This window comes from Pseudonocardia sp. Cha107L01 (genome assembly GCF_052566575.1).
The window spans coordinates 4,463,960-4,490,443 of the sequence record NZ_CP199579.1; the positions used below are offsets into that span (position 1 = coordinate 4,463,960).

At 70.6% G+C, this 26,484-nt stretch carries 25 protein-coding genes, 1 other RNA gene and 1 pseudogene; 13 read left to right on the plus strand and 14 right to left on the minus strand.

The window, feature by feature from the left end; translation table 11 throughout:
* Window positions 1-3: 3 nt before the first annotated feature.
* The 3 genes from ACTXG6_RS21040 to ACTXG6_RS21050 are packed head-to-tail and all read right to left on the minus strand — an operon-like array spanning window position 4 to window position 2,679.
* Window positions 4-810 carry a helix-turn-helix domain-containing protein gene (locus ACTXG6_RS21040; protein ID WP_445189505.1) on the minus strand — a complete coding sequence of 269 codons (807 nt, stop codon included), beginning with the start codon at window positions 808-810 and terminating at the stop codon, window positions 4-6.
* A gap of 58 nt (window positions 811-868) precedes the next feature.
* Window positions 869-1,402, minus strand: a complete 534-nt coding sequence (locus ACTXG6_RS21045; protein ID WP_445189506.1) for a universal stress protein — start codon at window positions 1,400-1,402, stop codon at window positions 869-871.
* Window positions 1,399-2,679, minus strand: coding sequence for an ArsB/NhaD family transporter (locus ACTXG6_RS21050; protein WP_445190064.1), 1,281 nt, complete (start codon window positions 2,677-2,679; stop codon window positions 1,399-1,401). Before ACTXG6_RS21050 ends, ACTXG6_RS21045 begins: the two co-directional genes overlap by 4 nt.
* Window positions 2,680-2,799: 120 nt before the next feature.
* On the opposite strand from ACTXG6_RS21050, the gene rnpB reads away from it, so the two are divergent.
* From rnpB to ACTXG6_RS21090, 8 genes are all read left to right on the plus strand, one after another.
* Window positions 2,800-3,199, plus strand: an RNA gene (gene rnpB, locus ACTXG6_RS21055) — RNase P RNA component class A.
* Between the two features lie 218 nt (window positions 3,200-3,417).
* Window positions 3,418-3,591, plus strand: coding sequence for a hypothetical protein (locus ACTXG6_RS21060; protein ID WP_445189507.1), 174 nt, complete (start codon window positions 3,418-3,420; stop codon window positions 3,589-3,591).
* Window positions 3,592-3,978: 387 nt separating this feature from the next.
* On the plus strand, window positions 3,979-4,917 hold the full coding sequence (locus ACTXG6_RS21065; RefSeq protein WP_445189508.1) for a GNAT family N-acetyltransferase: 939 nt from the start codon (window positions 3,979-3,981) through the stop codon (window positions 4,915-4,917).
* Between the two features lie 1,133 nt (window positions 4,918-6,050).
* The gene (locus tag ACTXG6_RS21070) at window positions 6,051-6,734 is read left to right on the plus strand and encodes a DUF899 domain-containing protein (RefSeq protein ID WP_445189509.1); all 684 of its coding nucleotides are present in this window, start codon (window positions 6,051-6,053) and stop codon (window positions 6,732-6,734) included.
* A 1,677-nt stretch (window positions 6,735-8,411) separates the two neighbouring features.
* On the plus strand, window positions 8,412-8,606 hold the full coding sequence (locus tag ACTXG6_RS21075; protein WP_445189510.1) for a hypothetical protein: 195 nt from the start codon (window positions 8,412-8,414) through the stop codon (window positions 8,604-8,606).
* A gap of 644 nt (window positions 8,607-9,250) precedes the next feature.
* Complete coding sequence (locus tag ACTXG6_RS21080; protein WP_445189511.1) at window positions 9,251-9,595, plus strand: hypothetical protein; 345 nt, start codon at window positions 9,251-9,253, stop codon at window positions 9,593-9,595.
* Between the two features lie 136 nt (window positions 9,596-9,731).
* Window positions 9,732-10,508 (plus strand): helix-turn-helix transcriptional regulator, encoded by a 777-nt coding sequence (locus tag ACTXG6_RS21085; RefSeq protein WP_445189512.1) that lies wholly within the window; start codon window positions 9,732-9,734, stop codon window positions 10,506-10,508.
* Between the two features lie 232 nt (window positions 10,509-10,740).
* Entirely contained in the window at window positions 10,741-11,073 is a 333-nt protein-coding gene (locus ACTXG6_RS21090) for a DUF2795 domain-containing protein (protein ID WP_445189513.1), read from the plus strand.
* 722 nt (window positions 11,074-11,795) lie between these two features.
* Here the strand turns inward: ACTXG6_RS21090 and ACTXG6_RS21095 are convergent.
* Together ACTXG6_RS21095 and ACTXG6_RS21100 are read right to left on the minus strand one after the other, a co-directional pair.
* Window positions 11,796-11,990, minus strand: a complete 195-nt coding sequence (locus tag ACTXG6_RS21095; protein ID WP_445189514.1) for a hypothetical protein — start codon at window positions 11,988-11,990, stop codon at window positions 11,796-11,798.
* Between the two features lie 209 nt (window positions 11,991-12,199).
* A complete protein-coding gene (locus ACTXG6_RS21100) occupies window positions 12,200-12,898 on the minus strand; it encodes an SDR family oxidoreductase (RefSeq protein ID WP_445189515.1) in 699 nt (232 codons plus the stop codon).
* An 87-nt stretch (window positions 12,899-12,985) separates the two neighbouring features.
* Between ACTXG6_RS21100 and ACTXG6_RS21105 the strand changes: the two genes are divergently transcribed.
* On the plus strand, window positions 12,986-13,444 hold the full coding sequence (locus tag ACTXG6_RS21105; protein WP_445189516.1) for a winged helix-turn-helix transcriptional regulator: 459 nt from the start codon (window positions 12,986-12,988) through the stop codon (window positions 13,442-13,444).
* A gap of 96 nt (window positions 13,445-13,540) precedes the next feature.
* Here ACTXG6_RS21105 and ACTXG6_RS21110 read toward each other — a convergent pair.
* The 8 genes and pseudogenes from ACTXG6_RS21110 to ACTXG6_RS21145 form a co-directional block, all read right to left on the minus strand.
* Window positions 13,541-13,714 (minus strand): annotated as a pseudogene (locus ACTXG6_RS21110) (IclR family transcriptional regulator domain-containing protein); the annotation flags it as partial.
* A gap of 49 nt (window positions 13,715-13,763) precedes the next feature.
* Window positions 13,764-14,012: a helix-turn-helix domain-containing protein gene (locus ACTXG6_RS21115; RefSeq protein ID WP_445189517.1), complete on the minus strand. Its 249-nt coding sequence runs from the start codon at window positions 14,010-14,012 to the stop codon at window positions 13,764-13,766.
* 1,194 nt (window positions 14,013-15,206) lie between these two features.
* Window positions 15,207-15,815, minus strand: a complete 609-nt coding sequence (locus ACTXG6_RS21120) for an energy-coupling factor transporter transmembrane component T family protein (RefSeq protein WP_445189518.1) — start codon at window positions 15,813-15,815, stop codon at window positions 15,207-15,209.
* Window positions 15,812-16,486, minus strand: a complete 675-nt coding sequence (locus ACTXG6_RS21125; RefSeq protein ID WP_445189519.1) for an energy-coupling factor ABC transporter ATP-binding protein — start codon at window positions 16,484-16,486, stop codon at window positions 15,812-15,814. Before ACTXG6_RS21125 ends, ACTXG6_RS21120 begins: the two co-directional genes overlap by 4 nt.
* Window positions 16,483-17,592: a thiolase family protein gene (locus ACTXG6_RS21130; protein ID WP_445189520.1), complete on the minus strand. Its 1,110-nt coding sequence runs from the start codon at window positions 17,590-17,592 to the stop codon at window positions 16,483-16,485. The genes ACTXG6_RS21125 and ACTXG6_RS21130 overlap by 4 nt, the downstream gene beginning before the upstream one ends.
* Entirely contained in the window at window positions 17,589-18,863 is a 1,275-nt protein-coding gene (locus ACTXG6_RS21135) for a class I adenylate-forming enzyme family protein (protein ID WP_445189521.1), read from the minus strand. The genes ACTXG6_RS21130 and ACTXG6_RS21135 overlap by 4 nt, the downstream gene beginning before the upstream one ends.
* Entirely contained in the window at window positions 18,860-19,435 is a 576-nt protein-coding gene (locus ACTXG6_RS21140; RefSeq protein WP_445189522.1) for a biotin transporter BioY, read from the minus strand. The genes ACTXG6_RS21135 and ACTXG6_RS21140 overlap by 4 nt, the downstream gene beginning before the upstream one ends.
* Before the next feature lie 88 nt (window positions 19,436-19,523).
* Window positions 19,524-19,700, minus strand: coding sequence for a hypothetical protein (locus tag ACTXG6_RS21145; RefSeq protein ID WP_445189523.1), 177 nt, complete (start codon window positions 19,698-19,700; stop codon window positions 19,524-19,526).
* A 363-nt stretch (window positions 19,701-20,063) separates the two neighbouring features.
* Here ACTXG6_RS21145 and ACTXG6_RS21150 point away from each other — a divergent pair, with 363 nt between their 5' ends.
* The 4 genes from ACTXG6_RS21150 (at window position 20,064) to ACTXG6_RS21165 (ending at window position 25,014) form a co-directional block, all read left to right on the plus strand.
* Window positions 20,064-20,891 (plus strand): SDR family NAD(P)-dependent oxidoreductase, encoded by an 828-nt coding sequence (locus ACTXG6_RS21150; protein ID WP_445189524.1) that lies wholly within the window; start codon window positions 20,064-20,066, stop codon window positions 20,889-20,891.
* Window positions 20,884-21,474, plus strand: a complete 591-nt coding sequence (locus ACTXG6_RS21155) for a TetR/AcrR family transcriptional regulator (RefSeq protein ID WP_445189525.1) — start codon at window positions 20,884-20,886, stop codon at window positions 21,472-21,474. Before ACTXG6_RS21150 ends, ACTXG6_RS21155 begins: the two co-directional genes overlap by 8 nt.
* Window positions 21,475-21,792: 318 nt before the next feature.
* Window positions 21,793-22,041: a helix-turn-helix domain-containing protein gene (locus ACTXG6_RS21160; RefSeq protein WP_445189526.1), complete on the plus strand. Its 249-nt coding sequence runs from the start codon at window positions 21,793-21,795 to the stop codon at window positions 22,039-22,041.
* A gap of 2,037 nt (window positions 22,042-24,078) precedes the next feature.
* Entirely contained in the window at window positions 24,079-25,014 is a 936-nt protein-coding gene (locus ACTXG6_RS21165; protein WP_445189527.1) for a hypothetical protein, read from the plus strand.
* 405 nt (window positions 25,015-25,419) lie between these two features.
* On the opposite strand, the gene ACTXG6_RS21170 is transcribed toward ACTXG6_RS21165, so the two are convergent.
* On the minus strand, window positions 25,420-26,457 hold the full coding sequence (locus ACTXG6_RS21170) for a hypothetical protein (protein WP_445189528.1): 1,038 nt from the start codon (window positions 26,455-26,457) through the stop codon (window positions 25,420-25,422).
* Window positions 26,458-26,484: the final 27 nt, after the last annotated feature.

A 26,484-nucleotide genomic window follows, 5' to 3' on the forward strand; every position in this document is an offset into this window, starting at 1 on the left:
GGGTCAGCGCGACCCGGCCAACAGCTGCGACGGGGTGGCATCGGCCAGCCGACGGAACTCCCTGGTCATATGGCTGTGGTCGGCGTAGCCGGCGGCCGCCGCCACATCGCTGATCGAGCCGGCGCCCGGTGCGGTGAGCAGGGTGCGGGCACGGGCGAAACGCAGCACCTGGGCTGCCGCCTTGGGTCCCAGACCGGCCTGGCGCCGGAACCGGGCGGCGAAATGCCGACGGCTCCAGCCGACCTCGGCGGCGAGCACGGCGATCGGCACCCCACCGTGCGAGCCGACCAGCCGGCGCCATGCCCAGCGCACTTCCGGATCCGCTCGCGGGCCGTCCTCGGCACACCGCCCGAGGGTGCGCTCCAGCAGTGCGAACCGTTCCGGCCAGCTCGTCAGCTCGGCCAGCCGTTCGCCGAGGTCACGCCAGCCCGGGTGGGCCAGTGCGTCGAGCGGGACCACCTCGTCGCGCAGCTCGGCCATCGGCAGCCCGAGCAGTTGGTAGGCGCCGAGCGGGTCGAGGTCGACCTGGACGGCGCGCAGCGTGCCGTCGTGCGTGGTGTCGACCGGGCTCTCGTGCAGGCCGGCGACGAAGGAGGTGAACTCGCCGGACCCGGTGGCCGAGCTGATCCGGACCGGGTCACCGAGGCTCAGGATGAGCGGCACGCCGGCGAACGGCAGCTCCCGACGGTGTTGCGGTGCACCGGTGTGCTCGGCGAAACCGACGATCCGGCGGACCGGTCCGCGCAGGCTCAGGGGCGGCCGGTGCGCCACCATCCGCACGGTCGCTTCCGGCGGCACGGTCTCCGGCACCGGCCCAGTGTGGCAGCCGGGGCCGACAGTCCTCGGGTTGATTCCCGAGGCGGCGCTCCTAGCGGTGGTGCGGGGGTGGGTGCTCCGGGGGCGGGGGGATCGAGCGGAGGCCCGGGATCTCGTCCGGCCAGATCAGCAGCACCGGGCAGGGCGCATGGTCGACCACGAAGCGGGTGTGTGGGCCGAGGCTGTGCGGCCCGAGCCGGGAGCGGTCCCCGTCCCGGGCGCAGACCAGCAGCGTTGCGTCCGCGCAGCCGGCAACCACTTCGCGCTCCACCCGCCCGACCCGCACCTCGCGCCGCGCCGGGCGGCCCAGGCGCTGTTCGGCGGCGGCGAGCAGCTTCTCGGACTCCCGGGTGGCCAGCTCGGCGACCATGTCACCGGGGTCCCGGTTCCGACCGCCGCGCCCGAGCAACCCGCCGAACGCGCCGTGCACCGCCTCGCTGATCTCGGCGTCCACCACGTACAGCAGCACCACCTCCGGCGCACCCTGATCGGCGGTCTCGAAGCCGGCGGCGGCTCGCGCGGTGGTGTCCACGGTCGCCTGCCAGGTGCCCTCGGTGATCCACGCGACCACCCTCAGCGGGGTCATGTCAACCATCCTCGACTCACCGTCAACCCCAGCCACAGCGCCAGCACGGCGACCACCAGGCACGCCGGCACGGTCAGAGCACCCAGCCGGAGGAACTCGCGCAGCGTCGGCGCTGCCTCGCCACCGGCCAGCACCCGGCGCCAGAGCAGCGTGGCCAGCGAGCCGACGTAGGTCAGGTTGGGGCCGATGTTCACTCCGAGCAACACGGCCAGCACCAGCCCGGGGTGCGTGCCCGGGCCCAGCGCACCCAGCAGGACCAGCGTCGCGGGCAGGTTGTTCACCACGTTCGACAGCAACGCGGCCAGCGCGGCGACCAAGAGCAGCGCGAGCAGCCTCGGCCCGGTACCCGGTGCGGGGGTGGGGACCACCGCGGTGATCGCGGCGCCGAGCCCGTGGTCGGTGACGCCGGTGACCACGATCCCCAGGGCCAGCACGAACAGGCAGAACAGCGGCGACGCGGAGCGGACCAGGCGGACCACGCCGATCTCGCGCCGGGCCAGTGCCCGCACCGCGAGTACCGCCGCCCCGGCCACCGCCACCCAGACCGGCTCCACGCCGAACGCGCCGGACACCCCGAACCCGACCAAGGTCAGCCCGATCACCGTCAGCGCGAGGGTCGGGACCGGTCCGCGCCGAGGTGGCGTGGCGTCGCTGCCGCCGGCCAGATCGGTGCGGAAGAACCGCCGGAACACCAGGTACTCGACCCCGATCGCGGCCAGCCAGGGCAGCGCCATCAACGCGCCGAACGCGGCGAAGGAGAGCCCGGAGGCGGCGAAGGCCAGCAGGTTCGTGAGGTTGGAGACCGGCAGCAGGGTGGAGGCCGAGTTCGCCAGGTGGGTGCAGGCGTAGACCTGCGGCTTGGGGCGCAGCCGCAGCTTCCCGGCCGTGCCGAAGACCACCGGGGTGAGCAGCACGACCGTGGCGTCCAGGCTGAGCACCGCGGTGGTGAGCGATGCCGCGACGAAGACCAGCCCGAGCAGCCGGACGGGCCGCCCGGCACTGGCCACGGCCAGTTGGTCGCCGAGCCAGCCGAACAGGCCCTCGACGTCGGCGAGGTAGGCGAGCACCAGGATCGCGGCCAGGAAGCCGACCGTCGGTGCCAGCTCGCCGGCCTTGCGCAGTGCCTCGGCCGGGCTGACCAGGCCGAGCAACACGATGGCGGCGGCGGCCGGGACCGCGACGGTGGCCTCCGGCAGGCCCCGGGGCTGCGCCATTGCGAACGCGAGCACCGCGGCCAGCAGGGCCAATGCGGCGAGTTCGGCCGCCACCCCGCTGATCACCGCTGCCGCACCGGATGCACCCCGGCAGGCTAGGCCACGCCCGGCCCGCCGGGATCGTCGACCGCCTGGCCGAGCGGGTCCGTCGAATCGGGCCGGCTCTATACTCGACGGTGCGGACGAGGTGGCCGGGCGGCCGCGTCGACACCGACCGGTGGCAACACCGGTGGGTGGCGCCGAGGAAAGTCCGGACTCCGTAGGGCAGGGTGGTTGTTAACGGCAACCCGAGGTGACTCGCGGGACAGTGCCACAGAAAACAGACCGCTCCGGCGCGCAAGCGTCCGGAGTAAGGGTGAAACGGCGGTGTAAGAGACCACCAGCACCCCGGGCGACCGGGGTGGCTAGGTAAACCCCACCCGGAGCAAGGTCAGACAGCAGGTGCTCGAGGGCTGCCCGCCCGATGCCTGCGGGTAGGCCGCACAGAATCCGCCGGCAACGTCGGATCGAGATGGATGGTCGCCGAACGGGACCGCCGCAAGGCGCCCGGGAACAGGATCCGGCTTACAGGCCACCTCGTCCGCCCCGCTCTTCCGGACCAGTCCGGGGGAGCGGGGCATGCCATCTGAGCTGGGTAAATGTTCTCGCGAGTTCTATTGGGTTCTTGGCGCTTCCAACCTCTGACGGCCCGGAGACGGCCCAGGGAACGATCTTGGAACGGCAAGTTGCCGCCGAGCGGGCCGATCGGGATCGGCTGAACGGTGCGGCGGGCGTCATCCGCGCCCGAGCCGAGGAGGCGTATTGCAAGATCGGAGTGTTCCCCGATCACGCCACCCGTTCGCCACGCTGCTCAACGTGATCGCGTTGCATATCAGGGACGTGCCACCGGGTGTGCGGGCCGAGGCTTTGGTCGTGGCGACTGTGGTCGAGAACGGACTGGCGACCCCGGACACGTTGACCGGCGAGAGCTGCTGACGGCGTTGGACGTAGCGCGGGAGCGGATTTCGAGGGGATCCGCTGATGTGCCGCTGAGCTGTGAAAACAGTCGGAGGAACCCGGCTGGACCGCGAATAGACCGCCGGGTAGCTGGACGCCTAGCGAGCCGATGTTTCGCCGCGCCGTCGGGTGGGCTGTGATCATGAGGTTGGGCAGACCGGCCATGGTGTCTGGGGTGTCGCTGGCTCGGAGTTGGCTGTGACGCTTCGGCGGTGATCAAGCGCAGAATTCCGAGTTTCCTGGGATGGAACGTGGACGCGGCTGTGTCATAGTCAAGACGGCGGGGGAGCGGCAAACCAATCCGGTGCGACAGCGCCGCAGGACTTCGACGGGCGGCCATTCCTCATCCAGCGAGATGGAGGCGACATGGAGGGCACAAACGCGCAATCCCAAACTCCGCAGGCGTCACTAACCAGCGAGCAGAGGCATCCAGACAGCCACCCGGTCGGCGTCTCCATTCGGCGGATGCGGCCGGAGGACGCCGAGACTTGCGGGCAGATCGGTTTCGCGGCCCATGGCGCCGTCTCTGTAGCGCATAATGTCCCGTCCGAGCAGCCCACGCTCGAGTTCGCGGTCGGCATCATCCAGTCGTTGCTCGCGGACCCGCTGGCCTCCGGATTCGTGGCCGAGCTGGACGGCCGGGTCGCTGGGAGCATCTTCCTCTCCACCCTCACATCGGCGGCGGTCATCGGCCCGCTCACGGTTGACCCGGAGTCTCAAGGCGGCGTGGGGCGGCGGTTGATGGAGACCGCGCTCGCCGAGGCGCGAAGCCGCGGTATCGAGCAGGTGCGGCTGGTGCAGTCACCGGCTCATCTGCGTTCGCTGGCGCTGTACATCAGTGTGGGCTTCGACGTGCGCGAACCGCTCGTCCTGATGGGGGGCGCCCTGCCGAAGCCTGAGGCGGGGTCAACGCAGGTGAGACCGGCGACCGAGGCGGACGTCGCGGCATGTAACGCGCTCTGCAGCCGGGTCCATGGGCTGGAACGGGAGCAGGAGCTGCGCCGGGCAATCGGCCAGGGCGTCGCCACGGTGGCCGAGCGGCGTGGTGGCATCGTGGGCTACAGCGCAGGTCTCGGCTTCCTCGGGTACTCCGTCGCCGACACGACCGACGATCTCAAGGCGCTGATCGCGGCCGCCTCGACGATCCTCGGGCCCGGCTTCTTCGTCCCGATGCGTAACGACTCGCTGTTGCGGTGGCTGCTCGCCGCAGGTATGCGTGCGGTCTGGACGGCGAACCTGATGAGCGTCGGTCCCTATCAGGAGCCAGCCGGGGCCTTCCTGCCTCGATCGCGTTCTAGCAGATGAGCCACCATGCTGTGGTCCGTGAATGCCGCATGACGGGGATCGCGGCGCGGCTTCATCCCTGCCGGGCCTCGGGTTGGCTGCCCTCGGGCGCGCCGTGGGGAGATCACCGCCACTGCCCTCCCCCGGCCGGGTTCGGGCGGAGCCCGATGTGTCTGCTCCTACTCATCGAATCTGGTTCCTACGAGTGCGATCATCAAGTGGTGATGGCAGCCGGGCTACCAGAGCTACGAGGGCAACGGTGTGTGCTGCGGTCTTGGACCATGGCGGACCTGCCTACGGTGATTGAGGCCGGACGGATCCGCTGATTCCGTTGATCACCACGGTGCCCACAGATGGCTCCGAGGACAGCGGCCGAGAGTTCGTTGAGCGGCAATGGTCACGCCGGACCAGCGGCCGTGGCTACTCCTTCGCTGTTGCGGTCGCCGGTATCGAGGAGCAGGCGGTTGGGCAGATTGGCGCGACTGGAGCTGTTCGTGGAGCCGTGGAACGTCTCGTCGATCAAGGTGGCAGAGGGAGCGGGGTTCACCCGTGAGGGTCTTCTGCGCCGGGCGGAACTGGTTGGCGATGAGCGGCGTGACGTGTTCGCGTATGGGCTTTGCGTGACGATTGGGAGTGTGTGGCCGGCTGAGGGCCGCCGGCTGCGCCCGGGCCAGAGGTAGAGGGCGTGAGCCGGCGGGCCGGCGAGAGCATCAAGGCGCTGTCGGAGTACCTGGGGCACCACGATGCCGGCTTCACCCTCCGGACCTACACGCACCTGATGCCGGCGAGTGCGGCCAGGACCCGACGACCCCACGACGGCCCAGGGGGGCGAAATGGCGGTTCCCGCCATATCCGGCTTACAAGTCATCTCGTCCGCCCCGCTTCTCCGGACCAGTTGCTAGATGAGAGGGCATACCCGCTGAGCTGCGGAAACGTACTCATGAGTTCTGCGGCGGTTGGCTCGGGCGATCAGACCGCCGCGCTTCGCTGTTCGCTCAGCCGTTCAGACCTGCGAAGCATCGTTCCCAGTCGGTACCTTCGGGCGCTTGCCGGTCGAGCGATCTGGCCGGCGACCGATGAGTTCGCGACTCGGGCCTGGTCTACCGAATCTGTAGGCGGCTCCTGCCCACGACGAGAACAGCCTGGAGGATGTCATGACCACGAACGCCCTACCGCGCATCGTCGACGCCGACACGTGGCAGCGCGAGCTCGACGCCCTGCGCAGCCGGGAGAAGGCAGCGACCCGGGAGCTCGACGCGACCGCCGCGCAGCGGCGCCGGCTTCCGATGGTCGAGATGCCTGACTACACCCTGGAGGGCGAGGCTGGGCCGACCCGGCTGGCCGAGATTTTCGACGGTCGGTCCCAGCTGATCGTCTACAACCACATGTGGTTCTCGGGCGAGGAGTGGCAGTGTCCGGGCTGCACCGGGTTCACCTCGCAGTTCACCCGGCTGGCTGCCCTGGACGACTACGATGCCCGCTTCGTGATCGTCACCCAGGGACCGATCGACGAGGCACTCGCCTACAAGCGGCGGGTCGGTAACGCCATGACCTGGTACTCCACCGCGAACAGTTCCTTCGGCACCGATGTCGGCGCCCCACCGGCAGGCGGGTTCGGGGTGAACGTCTTCCTCCGCGACGGTGACACCGTGTACCGCACCTGGCACACCAACGGCCGGGGCACCGAGCAGTTGGGGTACCTCCACGGCCTCCTGGACCTGCTGCCCTACGGCCGCCAGGAGGAGTGGCAGGACTCGCCCGAGGGGTGGCCGCAGGTGCCGACCTACACCAAGGGGAGTGGCTCCGAGGCCATCGCAAAGCTCTACGGCAACGGGTAACGCTGGGTGCCGGTGGTGATCTCGCGCGGGGTGCGAGCATTCTCCTGTGGCTAGCGAGCTGGAAGTGCGGTGCTGCGGGGTGAGCGGTGCGTACTCCGCCCGTGGTCGATGGACGATATTCCGCTGGTCACGGAGGCCGGCCGGGACCCGTTGGTCCCACTGATCACCACGGTGCCCACCGATGGCTCGGAAGCTAGCTGCCGGGCGTCTGCGCGATGATCTGTGAGTGGTGCCGGCTGAGGGCCCGCGCCCGTTTGCCAGGCGGAATCAGCCGGCCAGGCGAGGTGTTCTCCCCCGTAGGGATTGTCGATGGCGTACTTCCAGGTCCCGTCCGGCTGGCGTCGGACCACCTCGGCTGACCTGAGCTCCCTGGGCTCGCCACCAGGGATGTCCAGCCGCCAGTGGCTGTGCGTCAGCGCCAGGTGCCCTTGACCACCGTCGACGTGGACACGATGGTTATCGTTCCCTTCGTATCCAGGAAGCCCTGGAACGCCGCCCGCAGTCCAGCGGCATCCGAGACCACGGCAATATCCGGCAGCGATGGGCCAGAACGGACCACCGGTGAAGCAGTAGCGCTGGATGCCGCGCCGGCTCAGTCAGTACGGCGATAGTTCTGCCGTGTGTCCCAGACCCGTTTCTGGTCGAAACGGGCTCGCCCGGACTCGGCTGTCCACCGGCCCACATAGAAGCCAGGAATCGTGCCTACTGCTACTAGCAGCCACATCCCAATAGTCACACCGTTGCCTCCGTGTTCTTGCTCCTGAAGTGTCAGGGCGCCGGCCAGGACGGGCGTCGATATTCTGCTCTCGTGAGCAGTGATGGCCCGGCGCAGATATTATTGCTTCTCTTCCTGAGGAGTACACGGTCGACATATTCCGACGTTGCCGTCGTACACGTAACAGTACTCAGGCCCGTGGTAGACAAAAACGTGAGCGCCGTGGGTCTGCGCGACGCTCACGCGTTCGACGCTGGAAGCACGCTCCGACGAGCCCTCCATGGCTTCCACGATGAGACTAGCCATTTCGTCCAGGTTCGAGAGAATCTCGGTTTCGGCAGTTCGAGCGCGTGTCAGCGCCTTGCCCTCGAGTTGCACTTCTCCGCTGTAACCCGCATTCATATGGGTCGGCCTCCAGTCAGATGAGTGAGTAGATGAATGGAGATCACCGAGGCCCGGCGTATCCATGCCAAATGCTCCGATCGACCCGTTACGGTAAGCACAACCTATATCTTATGAATCGTCAATTTTGGGTATGTCGAACCGTCGGTTTGGAACTGTGGAGGGCTACGTTCGTCCGTTCGGAGAACTGTTCTAGATCGCGCATCGCCTACCGTCGGAGGCACCATAGGACTCGAACGCCGACCGCGTCGCATCAGGACGTCTCGGATATTGTTGCTTCTCTTCCTGCGGATTACGCGGTCGGCATCCTCCGACGTCGCCGTCGTGCACATAACAGATCCCTGCGTCGAGGACCCAGGTGTGCCGCAAGCCTGTGAGCTGGAGTGCAGACTGTCGACGTACCAGACCGCACATAGACCGTCTGCTCCGCCGCCGGGCTTCCGCTCCGTGACACCTCGCATGGTGTGGCCGACCTTGAGGGTGCGGCGGAGCGGCACAGCATCGACAGTAACGTCAGGCTGCCGCAGAGCACCCTCAAACAGGACTGACGTTACTGTCGAGTGGGCCAGCTCGAGAAGCCGTGCCACCCGTTGTGTGGTCTGCAGCATCCCGATGCCGACGTCGCGTTCTTCATCTCCGGCTGCGAAGCCCTGGCCGCGGTCCCGCTGGCGGTCTTGCTCCGCTCCGGGCGCGCCGCGGCCGGAGCCGACAAGCCGATGGTCCACAAGGCACTAGGAAGCGCGCGGCCGACATGATCGAGACAGAACTGGCAGCCAGACCACGCGGCGCTATGTGTCGACCGACAACGCCAGGTCGACGGCGACCAGATCATGATCAACGGCCCCGCGACCGGACTCGTCACCGACTGGTCGATCGGCGAGGGGAGTCCACCATCTTCCCCGGCCTGGACGCCGACCCGACGAACCCGCGGAAGTTCTACCAACAGATTCCGGTCCAGGTCTCGATCAGCAACAGCGGCGGCCCACGACTCCTGCCAGGAATGAGCGTCGTCGTCGACATTCGACGATAAGCGATCGGTCTCCGAAGCGGCGACGGGTTCGGAGCGGAGCTCGTGGGTGGGCCAGAGATCGCCCGGCTCTCAACGGATCTGTCGGAGAACGAAGCGCCTCCGCACCATCCGGGCGCTTGCCGAACGTTTGCCACTCTTCGCTCTACGTTGGTTGTGCGCTCGGGTGGGCGCTTTTACTGTCCGCGGTGTGGGACTGTCCTGCACCCGGTTGCCTCACCCCGCACTGTGGGCCGCCCGGCCGACAGCAATCAAGGGCGGAAGATGAGCACACTCAAGCAGCATCGTCACCAGCGACAGGCTTCGAGCCCGCTGGACGCGGGAAGCGCTGGGTCGACGCCGCCGAACGCACCATGGTCAACCCTCGCGACGGTGCATACGGAGCGGGTAGCGCTGGTCTCGGTCAGCGGCGGCGTGGTCGGCGCCGGGCTGGGCGAGTTGCGGGAGGGGGTCGACGCGGTCCTGCGGTCCGCCGAGGTGCGCGGTCTGATGATCGACCTGTCCGGAGTGTCTTGCTGCGACGCCAAACTGTTCGCGCTGTTGGGCGACGCGCACGACGTTCTGGTCGGCCGCGGTGGATGGCTGGGGTTGGTCGGGCTCAGCGCGCCGGTGCTCGACTCCCTGGAGTCCGCGGAGCTGTCGCTGGTGCTGTTGATCAGTCGTGCCTCGATGCGGGACTTCGCGCGCGATCGAGTCCCGGCGCCGCGAGGGGGGTAGCTCCTCGGCCGCGTGCGCAGTGGGTGACGAGATCCCCGTGTCAGCCCTGTGCCGAGCCCGCCGTCGACGGATACCCTGCTCTGTCGATACGTGATTTGTGCACCTCAATGTCCGGCACCGGCGGGAAGGGTCGGCCATGGACGTACCGTTGAGCCTCGTTCGGCGGGCGGTGGCACTGGTGGCCGAGGCAGCCGAGATCGATCATTCCGCGGAGTTCCCCGCATTCGTGCTGTCCGGCTTGGCCGGGCTGATCGGTTGCGACACCCTCAGCTACAACGAGATCCGCCTGGACCTGCCCCGCGTTCGATTCCTGGACCACCCGGCCGGGGCGCTGGACGGGAGCAGCCCGGTGACGCTGGCCCGGTACCTTCACCAGCACCCACTCGTCAACCACTTCCAGGCCACCGAGGACGGCGAGGCCAGGCGGATCAGCGACTTCCTCAGCCGGACCGAGTTCCACCGGCTCGGGCTCTACGCCGACTTCTACCGGCAGATCCCGGTCGAGCACCAGCTGGCCGTCCAACTGCCCAGCACGAGCAACTGCCTGATCGGGCTCGCGTTCAACCGGCAGCACGGCGAGTTCGCGGACGCCGACCTGGAGCTGCTCGACGTGCTGCGCGGTCCTCTGGCGGCGGCACTGGCCAGGGCCAGGGCCAGACAGCGGGCGCAGCGGGCGCTGCGCGACTGTGACCAGGCCTGGTTGGCTGCACTGACCTTGCGGGAGACCCAGATCCTGGAGCAGGTCGCGGTGGGGCGCACCAACGTCGCCATCGGCCGTGCATTGGACGTGAGTCCGCGCACGGTGGCAAAGCACCTGGAACGCATCTACCGCAAGCTCGGCGTGGGCAACCGGGCCGGAGCGGTGAGCCTGATGGCGCGCCCCGCTCACGGACGAGCCGGCCGCTCGGCGTGAGGGCTCTCGCGGCCCAGGGGCCCCACCGGTACCACTAGTCCCGGAGTCGGAGCCGGGCTGTGCCAGACGTTACGGTCCGCTCGCTGCAGGGAGGCCCGCCGGCAGTTGTGCTCGGGCGGGGATGGGAGAACAGTGCACTGAAAAGCTCGCTCATGGCGTCCCAAACCCCGGCGCTGTCGTAACTCGTCCAGGCGAGGCCGCACCTCCGGGGAGCCCAGCGGAGGTGAGTCCGGTGGTGGTCGACAGGCTCGCCCTCGGCCGATCCGTGGTCGGCATCAGAAGCGACGACGTGACCCGGATCGGTGCGGCTCTGGACGGGGTGGGCTACCCCGTCGAGAAGTGGCAGTTGATCGACCACGCCGAGCGGTATCCCGCTGGTCAGGGGGACGCGGATCGGCGGGTGATCGGCCTGCTCTGGGCGCTGCCCTCCGGCCGGTACCTGAGCTTGCCGCAGGTCCTCGTCGCCGCCGCGCGGACCGCCAGGGGACATCCGCGGCTGCCCGCTGTTCCCGGTGGCCAGGCCGCCGGCTCGACACCCCGGTCAGGCAGAGGAGTTCCACGATGAGTCTTCGCGTGCGATTTGTCGGCGGCCCCGCGGACAGCACTGAGCGAGACTATCCCCGCGTCGACACTCCACTGCCGAGTCTGTGGTGGTTCGACCTTGACGTGCCCGAGATGGGTGCGGTCTATCGCCGCGTCGGCGAGGGACCCGACTCGATCTCTGGCCGGTGGCGTTATGAGTTCACCGAGCTCTGATCCGCGACGGCCTGGGTAGGTAGTCACGACATTGCGCGATTACCGTCAATTTGAGCACCTGTAAAACGGTGAGGTGACCACCGTCAGGACGGCGTAACTCCACCGAAATAACGCACACAGCTGGCGGTAGACCCACTGTGGCCCTGGGTGGAGGGTGATTACGGATGCGCTGGTCGAGCGGGAGGATTTCCAAGTTAGCGCCGCGGCTGCAATGGGTCGTTGATGCAGCCTGCCGGCTTTGGGAACGCCCCGAACATGGGACAGCTCTCTGATTTGATCGGAGACTCCCAGCGTATCTGTCCAAATGTTTTCCGGTGTCAATCAGTCAATCAACATAAGATGCGAGAGAGTCGAATGACGTCTGCGCAGACCACACCAAAGCAGTCCTCCACCGAACGCGACCTCCAGGGTTCGGAGAGTCAACGCTCTCAGGACGAGAGCACTTTCGCGCGCCTGGCGATCAGCGAGCTGCAGCGGGACCTGCAGCGGGTCGAGGACCAGGCCCACATCGCACAGCAGGACGCTCAAGGCTCACGGTAGGTGGCACAACACGCACGGAGCGCTGCTCAGCAGGCCCAGGTCCTGGCGCGGCAGGCGCAGAACCAACTGCAGCAGGCGCAGAATGAGGCGCAGCAGGCCAATCAGCGTGCGCAGGGCGCACAGGAGCGCGCTGACCAGGCCGGTCAGCAGGCTCAGCAGGCCGAGGACCAGGCCCAGCAGGCGCACAACCAGACCAGCAGGCCCAGACCGATACCGGGCAGATCCGCATGAACGTCCGGCAGCTTCAGCGGGCATGACGCCACCGCGTACCGAGGGTGTCAGCGCGGCACCGCGGTCCGTGGGCTTCGCCGTCGAGGTGTAGCAGACTTCGAGATCGGCCCCCGCGGGTACTGCCGGTGGGGGCCGATCTCGCCGTGTTGTGCCGGTCGCGGGCGTTATGCCGGTCGTGGGTAGAGCGTGGCGACTCCGCCGGCCAGGTTCGCCTGTACCTGGCGGCTGAAGTCGTCGGCCAGGATCTCGACCTCGCCGGCGGCGACGGCGTCCAACGCGAGCTTGGCGACGCTGGCCGGGTCGCTCTTGGGGGCGTCGACGTGGCGGACCATGTCGGTATCCATGAAGCCGACGTGCAGTGCGCTGACCAGGGTGCCCTGGCCGGCCAGTTCGAAGCGCAGCGCATTGGTCAGCGACCACGCGGCGGACTTGGCGGCCGAGTACGCGCTGTAGTCGGGAATCGTGACCCAGGACAACACGGACAGGACGTTGAGCACCCCGCCACCGCCGTTCTCGGCCAGCTGGGGTGCGAACGCCCGGGTCACGGCCAGGGTGCCGAAGTAGTGGGTGTCCATCTCCCGGTGGATGTCGGCCATTGAGCCGTCGAGCAGCGACGCGCCGGTGTAGGAGCCGGCGTTGTTGATCAGAAGTGAGACGCCGGAGGTGGCCGCGGCGGCAGCGGCGACCGACTCGGCATCGGTCACGTCGAGCGCGATCGGGATCGCCCCGGGCAGGTCGATCGAGGAGGGGTCGCGAGCACCGGCGTAGACGGTTGCGCCACGGGCGAGCAGCTGCTCGGCGAAGTGCCGGCCGAGGCCTCGGTTCGCGCCGGTGACGAAGGCGGTGGTTGCGGCCAGATCCATGACTTACTCCCGAGCTCGGTTTACCTGAGTAGTGATTTCCAACTTAGCGGGCAAGATAGGAAAACACAACTTAGGTATGATGTGAGCATGGCAACCGCGAAGCTGACGGGCTCCAGCTGCTCCATCGCGCGCAGCCTCGGTGTGCTGGGTGAACGCTGGACCTTCCTGATCCTGCGTGAGGCCCTCATGGGAACGACCCGGTTCGGGGCGTTCCGTGAAGCGCTGGGCGTCGCGCCCGACGTTCTCGCCGCTCGGCTGGCCACCCTCGTCGAGTACGGGGTCATGACTCGGGAGCCCTACCGCGACGAGGGCAGCCGCCCCCGCGACGCCTACCTTCTGACGCCGGCCGGGCGGGAGCTGCAGGTCGTCCTCGGCTCGCTCCAACAATGGGGGGACAGCCACCTGCCCTGGCCGGACGGGCCCACTGTCGAGCGCCGGGCGCGGGGCACCGGCCGGCCGCTCCGCGTGGGATTCATCGACGACGGCGGTCGGGAGATCGGTCTTGACGATGTCGAGATGGTTCGCACCGCCGCGTACCCGACCTAGCCCGCGCGCCGGGGCATGGGCCCGGTAGCGCCGGTACTTGTCGAGGTTGATCGAGTACCCGGCTTCCCGGACGGCCCGCGGCTCGCGGCGCAGCGCATCGACATCGACATCGACATCGACGAGCGTGCGCGCGGTGAACCCCTCCAGGCCGTGCGCGAGCACGTCGTCGAGGACCTCGGGCTCGCTCCAGGCCAGGATCGCCTTCCCGGTGCTCGTGGCGTGCAGCGGCGCCACCAGGCCCAGTGGGTCGTGCCGGACCGCCCGGGACACGGCATCGAGTTCCAGGAGCGGGTGTGGGCGACGTACCGCACGCCGTGAGCTACTGATCGTGCGTGTCTCGCAGGCCCCCTCGCGACTGCGTAAGACGTCGCACGTCCTCCTTGGGTATCCGGTACGATTTTCCCACCGCGATAGCTGGCAGCTCGCCCTTTCGTATCATTCGGTAGATCGTCATCTTCGACACGCGGACCAGTGCCGCGACCTCAGCCACGGTCAGTAATTCGGGCAGTCCTTGAGTTCTGTCCCGATCGCCCCGATGCGCGTCGAATCCATCATTTCCCAAGTTCATGGTCCTCGTCCCGCGTCGCGCGGTAGCTGCTCCGCCTTCGTGGCGCCTGTGTGCACGCGTCCGTGGCACGAGCACCTTGTCAAACACCGTGATCGTAAGCCCGCGCAACCTTGCTAAGACATCTTTAAATGAGGCCTAAGCTTGCGCCGCGCCCGGCGACCCAGGGTGCGATCCGGTCCGGCGGCAGCGTTTCGGTCGCCTTCGAACGCCAGCCCGGCGGGTTGTTATCCGTGGCTTAACGGAATGATTAATGAGCCTTAAGGTTCGTCCATGGTTCGCCTTCTTTCCGTGTCTCCGAAGGGTATCTGTCGTTGACTGAATCGACAGTGCCGTATGCAGGGGAGAATCCATTGCTATATCTGATCCGGCCGCTCCTGTGGACTGCCGTGTCGCTGGCCCTGGGGTCGGGGATGGTGGCCGCGGTCGGTTTGAGCTCGCCCGGGACGTCCAGCTACTCCGGGGCCGCCAGTCAGGAAGGCCCGGCCCTCGCACCAGCTCTCACGCCGGCCTCACCGCTCCCCGGCGACGCCGCCGATCAGGTCCCCCGGACGTCGGCGCACCGTTCCGCGAGCGCCTCGAGACCACCGGCGCAGGCGGGCCGCCATTCGGTGTCCCCGCAGAAGCAAGCGCCCCAGCTGGCCCGGACGCACGAGCCGCCACGGCCGATGCATCGCCGCGAGGACGGCGATGAACCGGGCCAGGACGACGTCAGGGACCAGATGGCACAACAGATCTGTGCGCGCTACGGCATCGACCCCGGCAGCTGCGGCTAGGACGGTCCTGAATGATGCCGCTCGTCGCGAGCGGTGCGCGTCCACTGGGGCTTCGCCTCGGACCGTCGAGGTGGTGGCCGAGCTGGGCGACTTGAGGTGACCGAGGCTCACGCCCGGGGACTCGGGGTCATGATCGACAGACCGCTGCCCGCCGCTACGCCGTGACAGTCACAGTTGGTGACCGACCGAGCGACTCAGGCCGCTGACCTGACGGACGGGGTGCGTCGAGGTCAACCTGAGTCTGGATCTCGTCGAGAATTTCCGGACTGGCGTTGGTCTCGGTGACGATGGGCGCGTCAGGGCCGAGACCGGGTCGACCTGGCGGTAACGCGGCGTTACAGCAACGGTAGACGCCCGGAAAACTCTGCCTCAGTGTCAAGGCTTCCCACGCCCAAGGATCGCTAGGTAGCGGTGCCCGTCATCAGTCCTCGTCGCCGGCGCCCCGGGCCGCCAGTGCCTCGCCGAGCTCGTCGGCGTAGGTCAGGGTGCGGACGAGGAAGGGGACGGCGAAGGCGACCAGCGAGCGTTCCGCCCCGCGCGCCCGGGCCGCCTCCTGGACAGAGCTGGCGATGCCGGAGAGGGTGCTGACAGCCTGCAGCGTGAGGCCGACGAACAGGCCGACCCGGGCCGGTCGAACTCCGAACCGCCGCAGCGGCCCCAGCCCCCGCTCGAGGGCCGCCACGACCGCGTCGACCCGGGTGGTGAACGTGAGCAGGCTCGCGGCGCCGAGCGCGGCAACGAGCCGCAGCGCGGTGACGGCCGCATCGTGGACGCTGAGCAGCCAGGCCTGCAGCGCGAACAGCACCGCCGCCATCAGCAGCAGCATCCGGACCAGCGGCAGCAGCCGGCGCGCCGGGATGCGGGCCACCGCGTAGCCCAGTGCGACGGCGAGGCAGAGGACGGCGAGCCACCGGGGAGAGCTCACCAGGACGGTCGACGTGACGAGGAGCAGCATCCCGAGGAACTTGGCGCCGGCGGGCAGCCGGTGCAGCGGGCTCGAACCCGGTGCGTAGAGCCCGAGCGGGTTCATTCGGCGAGCTTGCGGTAGTGGCGCAGGGCGGGTTCCGGCCTGTCGTCGGCGACCACCCGGCCCTCGTCGAGCACGATGACCCGCTCGAAGTCGTCGAGCAGGTCGAGGTCGTGGCTCACCAGCACGACCTGCTGGCGCAACTGACCCAACAGCTGGACGAACCGGCGCTTGTTGCGCAGGTCGAGCAGGGTGGTCGGCTCGTCGCAGACCAGCACGTCCGGATCGAGCACCAGCATTCCGCACAGCGCGAGCAGCTGCTTCTGCCCGCCGGAGAGCTGGTGCGCGGGGTGGTCGGCGTAACCGTCGAGGCCGTGCTCGGCGAGCACCTCCCGCGCCCGTTCGGCCCGCTGGGCGCGACTGAGCGGGCTCCGGCGCAGCGAGAACGCGACGTCCTCACCGGCTGTCGGCATCACGATCTGGCTGTCCGGATTGGTGAACACGAACCCGACCTTCCGGCGCACCGCGGCGCCCTTCTTGGCCGGGTCGAGACCCTCCACCAACACCTTCCCGGTCGTCGGCAGCACCAAGCCGTTGATCATCCGTGCGAGGGTCGACTTGCCGGAGCCGTTGAGGCCGACGAACGCGACCCGCCGCTCGGGGATGACCAGGTCCACGTCGGCGAGCACGACGCGCTCGCCGTAGCGGTGGCCGACCCCGTCGAACTCGATCACACGACCTCCCACAGCGCCGCGACGCCGACGCCGCCGCCGGCGGACAGCGCGGCGAGCCCGGTACGACCGGTCCCCGCCCGCACCAGCAGCGAGAACAGCCGCACGACCAGCACCGCACCGGATGCCCCCCAGGGATGGCCCAGGGCGATCGCGCCCCCGTCCGTGCTGACGGTCCGCTCGTCGATGCCGGCCGCGTCGAGGCAGGCCAGCGCCTGCCCGGCGAAGGCCTCGTTGAACTCGACCACGTCGGGGCGGCGCTCGAGTACCCGCCGCATCGCGGGGACAGCGCCCAGGCCGAGCCGGTTCGGGTCGACGGCCGAGGTCGCCGCCGACACCAGCCGCAGCCCGGCGAGCCCCCGCTCGCGCCGCAGCCGCTCGCTCACCACCAGCACCGCGGCGGCGCCGTCGTTGATCCCGCACGAGTTGGCGGCGGTCGCGGTGCCGTCCGGGGTGAACGCCGGGCGGAAGCGCGCGAGCCGCTCCGTGGTGAAGCGCGGGCGGGGCCGTTCGTCGGTGTGCACGGTGCCGACCGGGACGAGCTCGGCGGTGAAACGCCCGGCCCGCGACGCCGCCACGGCGCGCGCATGGCTCCGGGCGGCGAACTCGTCCTGCCGCTCGCGGGAGATCCCGGCCTCCCGGGCGACCAGGTCGGCGGCCGCACCCATCTCCGGGTCGCCGATCTCCGCCGGTGCGAACGGTGCCCGGGTGTAGCTGGTCGGGGGATCGGTACGCCACGCGCGGTGCGGTGCCGTCGACGCACTCTCCACCCCGCCCGCGAGGTACGCCTCGCCCTCGCCGGCGCGGATCATCGCGGCGGCCAGCACGATCGCGGCCAGCCCGCTGGCGCACTGGCGGTCCACTGTCATGCCGGGCACACCCACACCCAGTCCGGCCCGCAGCGCCGCCACGCGCGCGGGGTTGCCACCGGGCCCGAACACGTTGCCCAGCAGCACGTCGTCGACGCTCGCCACACCGGCGTCATCGAGTACCGCCCGCAGGACCGGCGCGGCCAACCCGTCCACCTCGACGTCCCGGAGGCCGCCGCCGGAGTTGCCGATCGGGGTGCGGCGGGCGGCGACGACCACGGGGACCAGGTCGCCGTTCACCGCAGCGGCTCCGCTGACAGGGTGCCGTCGGCCAGTTGCCGTGCGACGGCCGCCCTGGCGGTCTTGCCGGACGCGGTGCGGGGCAGCGCTCGCGTCACCAGCCAGCGGCGGGGGCGTTTGCCGGGGTCCAGCGCGAGGCGGGCGGCGGCGCGCAGCTCTCGCAGGCTGGGCGGGTCGTCGGCCTCGACGACGGCGGTGACGAGCGTGCCGAACCTCGGGTGCGGGGTGCCGGTGACCAGCACCTCGCCGACGCCCCGGACGCCCCGGAGCACGGCCTCGACCTCTTCGGCCGCGACGAGCCGCCCGCCGCTGGAGATGGTGGCCGAGTCGCGGCCGTGCACGGTCAGTGCCCCCGTCTCCGACAGCTCCGCCCGGTCGCCCACGCTCGTCCAGTCCTCGGCGGGGTCGAGCACACCCGCGTGCAGGTAGCCGTCGAAGGCCAGCGCCGAGCGGACCCAGACCACGCCGCCGCGCAGGTCGAGATCGACGCCGGGGACCGCCCGCAACTCACCGCCTCCCCGGCGGATGGCGATGAGCGAGTGTTCGGCGGAACCGTAGTACTCGACCAGCTCGGCGCCCGGCAGCGACCGCTCGAACCTGGCGCGAAGCTCCGCGCTGAGGTGGGCCCCGCCACAGACCACCGTGCGCAGCGCACAGGGCGCCGGGGCGCGCTCGAACTGCCCGAGCAGCTCGGCGAGCATCGCGGGCACGACGTGCAGGCTGGCGGCCTCCCGTGCGTCCCCGGCCAGCAGGCGTGGCCGGACCAGCGGTTGCGCGCCGCACCACAGGGCGTGCAGTGCGCCGAAGCTGAACAGCGACGAACTCAACGGCCCGGGGATCAGTACGGGTCCCGGGACCGGCCCGAGGGCGTCGAAACTGCGCTGCCACGACACGCGGGAGCGCACCAGTACCTTCGGTCGGCCGCTGCTGCCCGACGTGGTGGGCAGGTAGAACGCGGTCCGGTCGTCGCCCGCTGGGGACACCGCGACGGTGGTCGGCCCGGGACTGCCGGTGACCACGGTGTCCGGCTGGGCATCGGCGAGGACCGCCGCCCGGTCCTGGCTGGTCCACCTGGGCTCGAGGACGACGGTGGCGGCGCCCAGCAGGTCCGCGCCGAGCAGCCAGGCCAGCACGTCGCCCGACTCGACCGCGACCCGGGAGCCCCGCTTGACACCCCGGTCGGCGAGGTCGCGGGCGGCCCCGTGTGCCCGGGCCAGCAGGTCGGCGGGGAGGTCCGCGTCGCACAGGACGGGCGGCGGCGCCTGGGTCATGGCGTCCGCGCGGCCGGCCCGACGAACCTGCCGGGAAGGGCGCGATGTACGACCGCCGCCACGACCGCGGTGATCACGACCTTGGCCAGGTCCCCGGGCAGGAACACCAGCGAACCGAGCGCCGCGGTCGTGAAGCTGCCGGTGTACCACCAGAGCCACGGGATGCCGACGAGGTAGTCGGCGAGCAGGCCCGCGAGGGCGGCCAGCAGCAACAGCGGCACTCGGGGGCGGGCGGACCGTTGCACGATCAGCCCCACCACCAGCGCGGAGACGAGCCAACCCAGCAGAAATCCGCCGCTCGGCCCGACGAACGGAGCGATGCCGCCGCGGCCGCCGGACAGCAGCGGCAACCCGAGCGCGGCGAGGGCGAGCAGCAGCGCGACCGCCGATGTTCCCCGTCGGGCGCCGAGCACGGCGCCGGCGAGCAGCGGGCCGATGTTCTGGATCACGATCGGTACCCCGGAACCGCCGACGTACAACCCGGGGAAGATCCCGAGTACCGCGATGAACGCCGCGAACACGACTGTCGTGGCCAGTTCCCTGGCGGGCGAGGTTGAAGGCGGGGCGGGCACAGGGACGAGACTAATCAACCGCCCGCCACCGGACGCGGGTCGACGTCGCCGAGGCCCGGTTCAGGTCAGGGTGACGGTTCGCGACGGTTCAGGTCAGGGCAGGCTCAGCGGTGCTCCGCCGCCGTCCGGGGGTGGTCACCACCGTGGCGTACACGGCGTTGCCCCAGTGCGGGGTCCGCAACGGCTCGCCGGGGTGTTCGGTCAGGTCCTCGATCAGGCGTTCGGCCTCGATGTCCGAGTCGACTGCCAGCACGACGTATTTCACGGTTCCTCCGCGGTCCGGTCCCGCAGGGGCATGACCTGGGGGCCGGAAGTGCCGGTGGGGGAGCCGCACGTCCCGCCCCCGAGGTCTGGTGCGAACGGCGTCGGGTTGGCGTCCGCTGCGCTGGGGGAGCGAGCCCCCTTTGTACAGCGGCGGGGCCCGTCCGACACACCCAGGCGATCGTTTGACCGACCGACGGTGCCGCCGGGGCGCCGAATGGGTCAACGGTGCGCTCAGTGGCGGGCGAGCACTGGGTGGCGCCGATCACGGGCTCGCAACCCGGTTGGCCGGCTCCCCGGCGGTTGCCGCGACCGGTGACGGCGCGATAGCGTGATAAGTAACTAGTTATATACTTAGGGAGGCGGGATGCGGCGGACTCTGCTGATCACCGGCAGTTCGCGCGGCCTGGGTAGGGCGCTGGCGGCACGGGCGCTGGCGGACGGCCATCAGGTGGTGGCCACCGCTCGGGCTGTCGAGTCGGTGTCGGATCTGGTCGGGCGCTACCCGGACACGGCGCGCGCGGCGGCCCTGGACGTCACGGACCCGGACGCGGCGCGGGATGCGGTCCAGCTCGCGGTGCGGGAGTTCGGGCGCCTGGACGTCGTGATCAACAACGCCGGCTACGCGAACCTCGCCAGCATCGAGGACACCCTGCTGGCGGACTTCCGGGCGCAGCTGGAGACGAACCTGTGGGGCGCGGTGAACGTCACCCGGGCCGCCCTGCCGGTGCTGCGGGCCCAGCGCGGTGGCCACATCATGCAGATCTCCTCGGTCAGTGGCCGGGTGGCTCCGGTCGCGGGGCTGGGCCCGTACGTGACGGCGAAGTTCGCCCTGGAGGGCTTCTCCGAGGCGCTGGCACTCGAGGTCGCCCCGCTCGGGGTGAAGGTGACGATCGTGCAGGCCGGCACGATGGCCACGAGCCTCTACTCCTCGATGGGCGCCTCGGCCCCTGGCGCGGACTATGCCGATGCCCTGGCGCCCATGCTCGGGCTGCACGGCAGCAGCCAGGCGGGGGAGCAGGGCATGCCGCCGGACCGCGCCGCCGAAGTGCTGCTGGGTGTGCTGGACCTGCCCGAGCCGCCGCTGTGGCTGGCGCTGTCCGGCCAGGCGGTGGACTACATCCGCCCGGTCGAGGAGCGCAGGCTCGCCGAGCTGCAGCGGTGGGAGAAGCTCAGCCGCTCCGTCGATGCCTGAGCGGGCCGTGGCGGGGACGGTCGCGGTCCGGGACGCAACGGCCACCCGGCAGCGGATCCTGGAGGCGGCCACGGTCGAGTTCGCGGCCGCCGGACTCGCGGGCGGCCGCATCGGTCGCATCGCCGAGCGCGCCCGCGCCAACCAGCGGATGATCTACGCCTACTACGGGAGCAAGGACGAGCTGTTCGACGCGGTCCTGGAACACCACATCCTGCTCGCCCAGGACGCGGTCGACTTCGATGCCACCGACCTGCCCGGCTACGCGCAACAGGTCTTCGACGTCTACCGCGCGAACCCGCACTTCCTGCGACTGACCCTGTGGCAGGCCCTGGAACGGCCCGAACTCCTGATCGCGGTCGCGCCGGTGGTGCGCACCATGACCGACAAGATCGCCGCCATCGCCCGGGCACAGGCGGCTGGGCAGGTCAGTGCCGCGCTCCCCGCCGACCGGCTGTTCGACCACATCCTGGCCCTGGCGAACGGCAGTCTGAACGTCATCGGCCAGCCGAGCTCCTGGACCGATGCGCAGCGCCACGACCTGGGCGTCAGTGTCGCCCTGCTCACCGACCCGCCCCGCGGCTAGCTCCTCCCGCCGTTGTCACCCACTCGTGAATCTCTTGCGCTGGCGATGGCAGACAAACGCTTGACGGTTGCTCTTAACGGGTGAACAACCTGTCTGTTCGGCGCGCATGGTCCACCGTTCGACGGTCACGCGAACGTGTGTGATGGGAGTCATGAACACTGGGTGTACAACTTCGAGGCGCCCCCAGCGCGGCAGATGCCAACCCCCTGGCGTCTGTCTCTTCAGTGCCACGGGGTGGGACGGCCGAGCTCGCCCGCCCGATCCGTCCCACCCCGTGTGCGTCGCCTCGCCCCAGAAACTCGTCGAGGTGGGTACCAGATGACTGAGGGACCAGTTCTCGAGTCCGCGACAGTTGCTGACGTCGAGGCGCTGCTGACCGTCGCCGAGGTCGCGGCCATGCTGCGGGTGTCGAAGATGACGATCTATCGACTGGTGCACGCGGGCGACCTCGCCGCCTTCCGGGTCTCCCGCTCGTTCCGCATCCCCGCCACCGCCGCGCTGACGCTCCGGCAGAGCCAGCCCGGAGAGGTTCGGCCCGGAGTCCTTCGAGTGCTCACCGGTGAGTGACCTTCCCGCGCGGTCGTGATGGTGTCCGACCGGCATCGGTGCAGCGTGGAGCCCATATTGCGGGGTCACGCTGAGTGTTCGGTAGCTGAGTTTCATGCGCGCTGAGTACTCGTGATCATCAGTTCGCACACCGGTCGTCCACGTCTGGGTGACGTCCACGCGTAACCACGTCACGCAGCGCTCGTTCATCCCGAGGGGACGCTGTGACACCTGCCGGGTGCGCGCGGCGTCCATGGACTGACTGGGCTGCCGACCGGCGCGCGGTCCCGCCTGTGCGGGTCCGCGCCGGCCGCGGCGATGAGAGTTGCATGTGCTGGACGGTGAGGGTGGATGTCTGAGGGTGCGGACGAGGGGCTCGAGCCCACGGGGCGACGGCCTGTGCCCGGTCGCTCGGCGGGCGACGGGCCGGTGCCGCCGGCCGGATCGCGGGACGACGACGATCCCGAGGCGTCCGACCGGTCCGGGGCGCGGCCGTCCGCCGGGGACACCGAGTCGGCCGCACGGGAGCCGATGGAACCCAGGCGCCCGATTGAGGAGCCGAGGCGGATGGAAACGCCGCCCGCTGGCTGGCAGTCGGCGTACCACGGGGCTCCCCAACCGGCCCCGGAGAGCGCTGCCGGGTCGAGGCGCCGCCGGGCCGCCCAGCCGGGCGAGAGTCAGCCGCCGGCGGACCGCCCGGACTCGGCGAGCCCGCCACCCCGCCGTCGAACAGCCCAGCGACGGCCCGGGGCGGCCGAGGGTGCGGCGACACCGGAGCGCCGCGCCCGGCACGCCCGTCCGGCCGCGGGTGCGGCAGGCGCGGCGGCCGGCGGTGCGGCGGCGGCCGGTGCGAGCGCGGCGGCCGATGCGGCGGCATCGGGCGCGGCCGGGAAGCGTGCGGCCCGGCCAGCCGCGAAGCGTCCGACCAAGGCGGCCGCGGCGGCGGATGCGGCGCCGGCGGGCGCCGCCCCGAAGCGTGCGGTCAGTACTGCCAGAAAGCGTGCTGCCTCGGCGGCGGCCGAGTCGGGCGCCGCCGAGGCCGGGGCGAGCGCGGCGGCCTCGGCGGCAGGACCGAGCGCGGCGCCGGCCGCGGCAGGACCGAGCGCGGCTGCGACCGCGGCGACCGTGGGTGCTGTGGGGAAGCGTGCGGCCGGCGACGCCGAAGCAGGCGCGAGCGCGGCTGCGGATGCGGCGGCCGTCGGTGCGGCCGGGAAGCGTGCGACCGCCGCGGCTACGGGTGCGGCACGACCGGCGACCGCGGGTGTGGCGCGACCGGTGTCCGCAGCGGATACGGGTGCGGCACGACCGGCGACCGCGGGTGTGGCGCGACCGGTGTCCGCAGCGGATACTGGCGCGGCACGACCGGCGACGACGGATACGGATGCGGAGCGGCCGGCCGCGGCAATTGCGCACGCAGGTACGACGGCGGCGGCTACGAGTGCGGCACGACCGGTGTCCACCGCGGATACGGATGCGCCTGCGGCTCGCCCGGCTGCGGCGGCTGCGGACGCGGGTACGACGGCGGCGCGCCCGACCGTGACCGATGCCGGACCCGCGGCGGGTGCGTCGAACTCGGTAGGCGGGGTGGCCGGCGCGACCGCGGGTGCCGCGGCGGCGAGCGCGGTAGGCCGGGGTGCGGACACGGCTGTAGGTGCGGCGGGCACGTTGGGAACTGGCGCTACGAGTGCGTCGCCAGCGGCTCCGACTGCCGCGAGCACGCCGCCGGCGGCTCCGACTGCCGCGAGCACGCCGCCGGCCCCGGGCGGGTCGGCGGCGGCCTCCACTACGTCGGCGGCGCCAGCCCCGGGCGCTTCGGCGCCGAGTACTGCCGGTGCGGGTAGCGGGGCGAACCTCACGCGTCCGGCTGGCAACGTGGCGCGGCACTCGGCGGCATCGCCGAACACACCGCGGTCAGCACCGACCGCGCCGCGGTCAGCACCGCTGAACGCGCCGCGGTCAGCAACGCCGAACACGCCGCGGTCAGCACCGCCGGCCGCAACCCGGTCAGCACCGCGCGCGGTGCGGGGCTCGCACCGCAGGTGGTCGAGGCGCACCGGCATGGTGATCGCCGGGCTCGTCCTGCTGCTCGGTGTGGCGGGCGTGTTGCTGGGCGCGCTCGGTATCGGGAGTGCCACCACCACACCGGCGCCGGAGTCGACCACGCAGTCGAGTGGGCTGACGACGGATCCGGTACCGATGGCTCCGCGCCCCGGCGAGGGCACGCAGGGCGTGCCGCTGGCCGCCCCGCCCACGCAGGGTGTGACGGGGCCCGGCTCGGCGAAGCCGGGTGTGGCTGGGCCTGATCCGGCCAGGCCGGGTGTGACTGGGCCCGATCCGGCGAAACCGGGCGTGACCGGGCCTGCTCCGGGCGCGCCGCGATCCGGGCCCGGCGCGCCGGGGATCCCCGGTCTGGGGCGGGTCGAACCGGGTGCCCCCCGGCCCGGCTCCGGCACGCCGGAGGCCTCCCGGCACGGCTCGGTCGAACCGGTTGCGCCGCCGCCCGGCTCGGTCCCGCCGGGTGTCCCTCGGTCCACCTCCGCCATGCCGGGCGTGCCCAACCTCATTCCGCCGCTGGCATCCGCCCCCCGTGCGCCCGGCGGTCCGGCCGCGGTCGACACGGGTGCCCCGCCTCGGCTGGCGGCTCCCCGGGTCGCCGAGCCGGCCAGGTCAGGTCGCAGGTCGAGGGACACGGAGGGCCTGACGCCGCGACCGACCGACTTCATCGACCGGCACGATCGGGCGGGCGACACATCCCACGGCGACGGCAATGACGCCTCCGAGCACGACAACGACGCCTCGGAGCACGACAACGACAGCGACCATGCCAGCGACAACGGCAGCGACAGTGAAAACGGCAGTGACAACGGCAGCAACGACGATCAGACGCCACGGGAATCCAGGTCACCGCATCACAACGGGTCGCGGGCGTCGTCGTCGGACCTGTTGGACGCCGTTCTCGCTGCGATCGAGCGGGCCTGGTCCGGCCGGGGCTGAGAGGGTGAACCGCCCTTTGCTCTGCGTAGGGATACGCAACAGCCCCAGCGCGCGACGGCCGCGGAGCTGAGTAGGGCCGGCGGGGCGTGCTCGCGCGCACTTGCCGAGAGGTACGTCAGCGGGGTCCCGACCATGGTCAAAGCCCTCTGGAGTAGCACTCGACACGCCCACCTCGCCGACGACGTACCAGCGCGCCTCGAGGTGCGCGCCGCGCGGGTTCTGTTACCGAGCTGCACACCAGGCAGGTTCCGCGGCGCCAGAACCTGCCTCCCGTGCAGCTCGGTAACAACAGGCCGGCGGCGGGCAGCGGCACCAGCGCGGCGGCGGGCACCGGAGCTGCGGGCTGAGCTGCGGGTTGACCTGTGAGCTGGGCACCACCGGGTTTCCGGCGCCCGCCAACTGCCGTCACGGCTTCAGGGGCGCACCGAAGAGCACTGCTCTGGCCTCGGGGGAACCGAACATCGCATCGTGGTCGTGGCCGACGGCGTGCACGACGAACCTGGTGTGCGGCGCGCCCGGGTACCGGGCCTTCATCCGGTCGAAGTAGAGCGTGCCGCGCTGGAACCGGTTCCTGCCCTGTAGCCGGGCCGCGCAGCTGGTGTCGAGCAGGCCGTCCTGTCGGGTGTCGGCATCGCCCTGCAGATACGTCACGTGCCGACTGGTGTAGTTGGCGATGATCTGGGCGTCGCTCAGCTGGCTCAGGTAGCGGTTGCGGTTGTGCAGTCCGTACTTGTAGCCGTCGTAGCGGCAGTTGGTCCTCGGCACCGTGAACGGGGCGCCGGCCCGGTCGGTGAGGTTCGGCCGTGCGGGCTCGAGGTAGAGGTACGACGACGGGTTGGCGACGACGAAGTCGATCGGGACCCCGTTCAGCGCGGCCGGAGCCTGACCGGCGGCGGCGTAGCGCTGGGTGAACTGTGCTCCCGCCGAGTGGCCGATGAGGGCGATGTGGCCCAGTTCGGGAAACCGGGACCGGTCCGCGAGCCGGCGCATGATCTCGTCCATCACCTCGAACGAGCTCAGCCCCCGGGGGTGGACCGCGTCGTCACCGTCCTTCCACCCCGAGCTCTTCCAACGTGCCCCGTGGGTGCCCGGCCGGTCCGCGCTGGTCTGGAAGGCCGGCGCGATGATGATCGTGTGCCCGCTCGCTCCGGCGGCGGTCGCCGCTTTCAACATCCCCACGTAGGTCGCCACCGGGTCGCGGAGATCGCCGTGCACGACGACCACCGCGTCGGTCACCGTCCTGCTCCCGGTGATGGGGAAGTTGCGGTAGACCGGGATCGTCCAGCCCGGGGCGACCGGCAGCCGGCTCCGGCACATTCCTTGCCGAGGTCCGCAGGCATCGCCCCTGCCGGGCACCGCGGCGGGAGGTGTTGCGTCTGCCATGAGCAGGGCGGACACCGCGACGAGGACCACCGTCAGGAGCCGGACCGCGCCACCCCGCATAGTGCGCTCCAGACGTGATCGAGATCG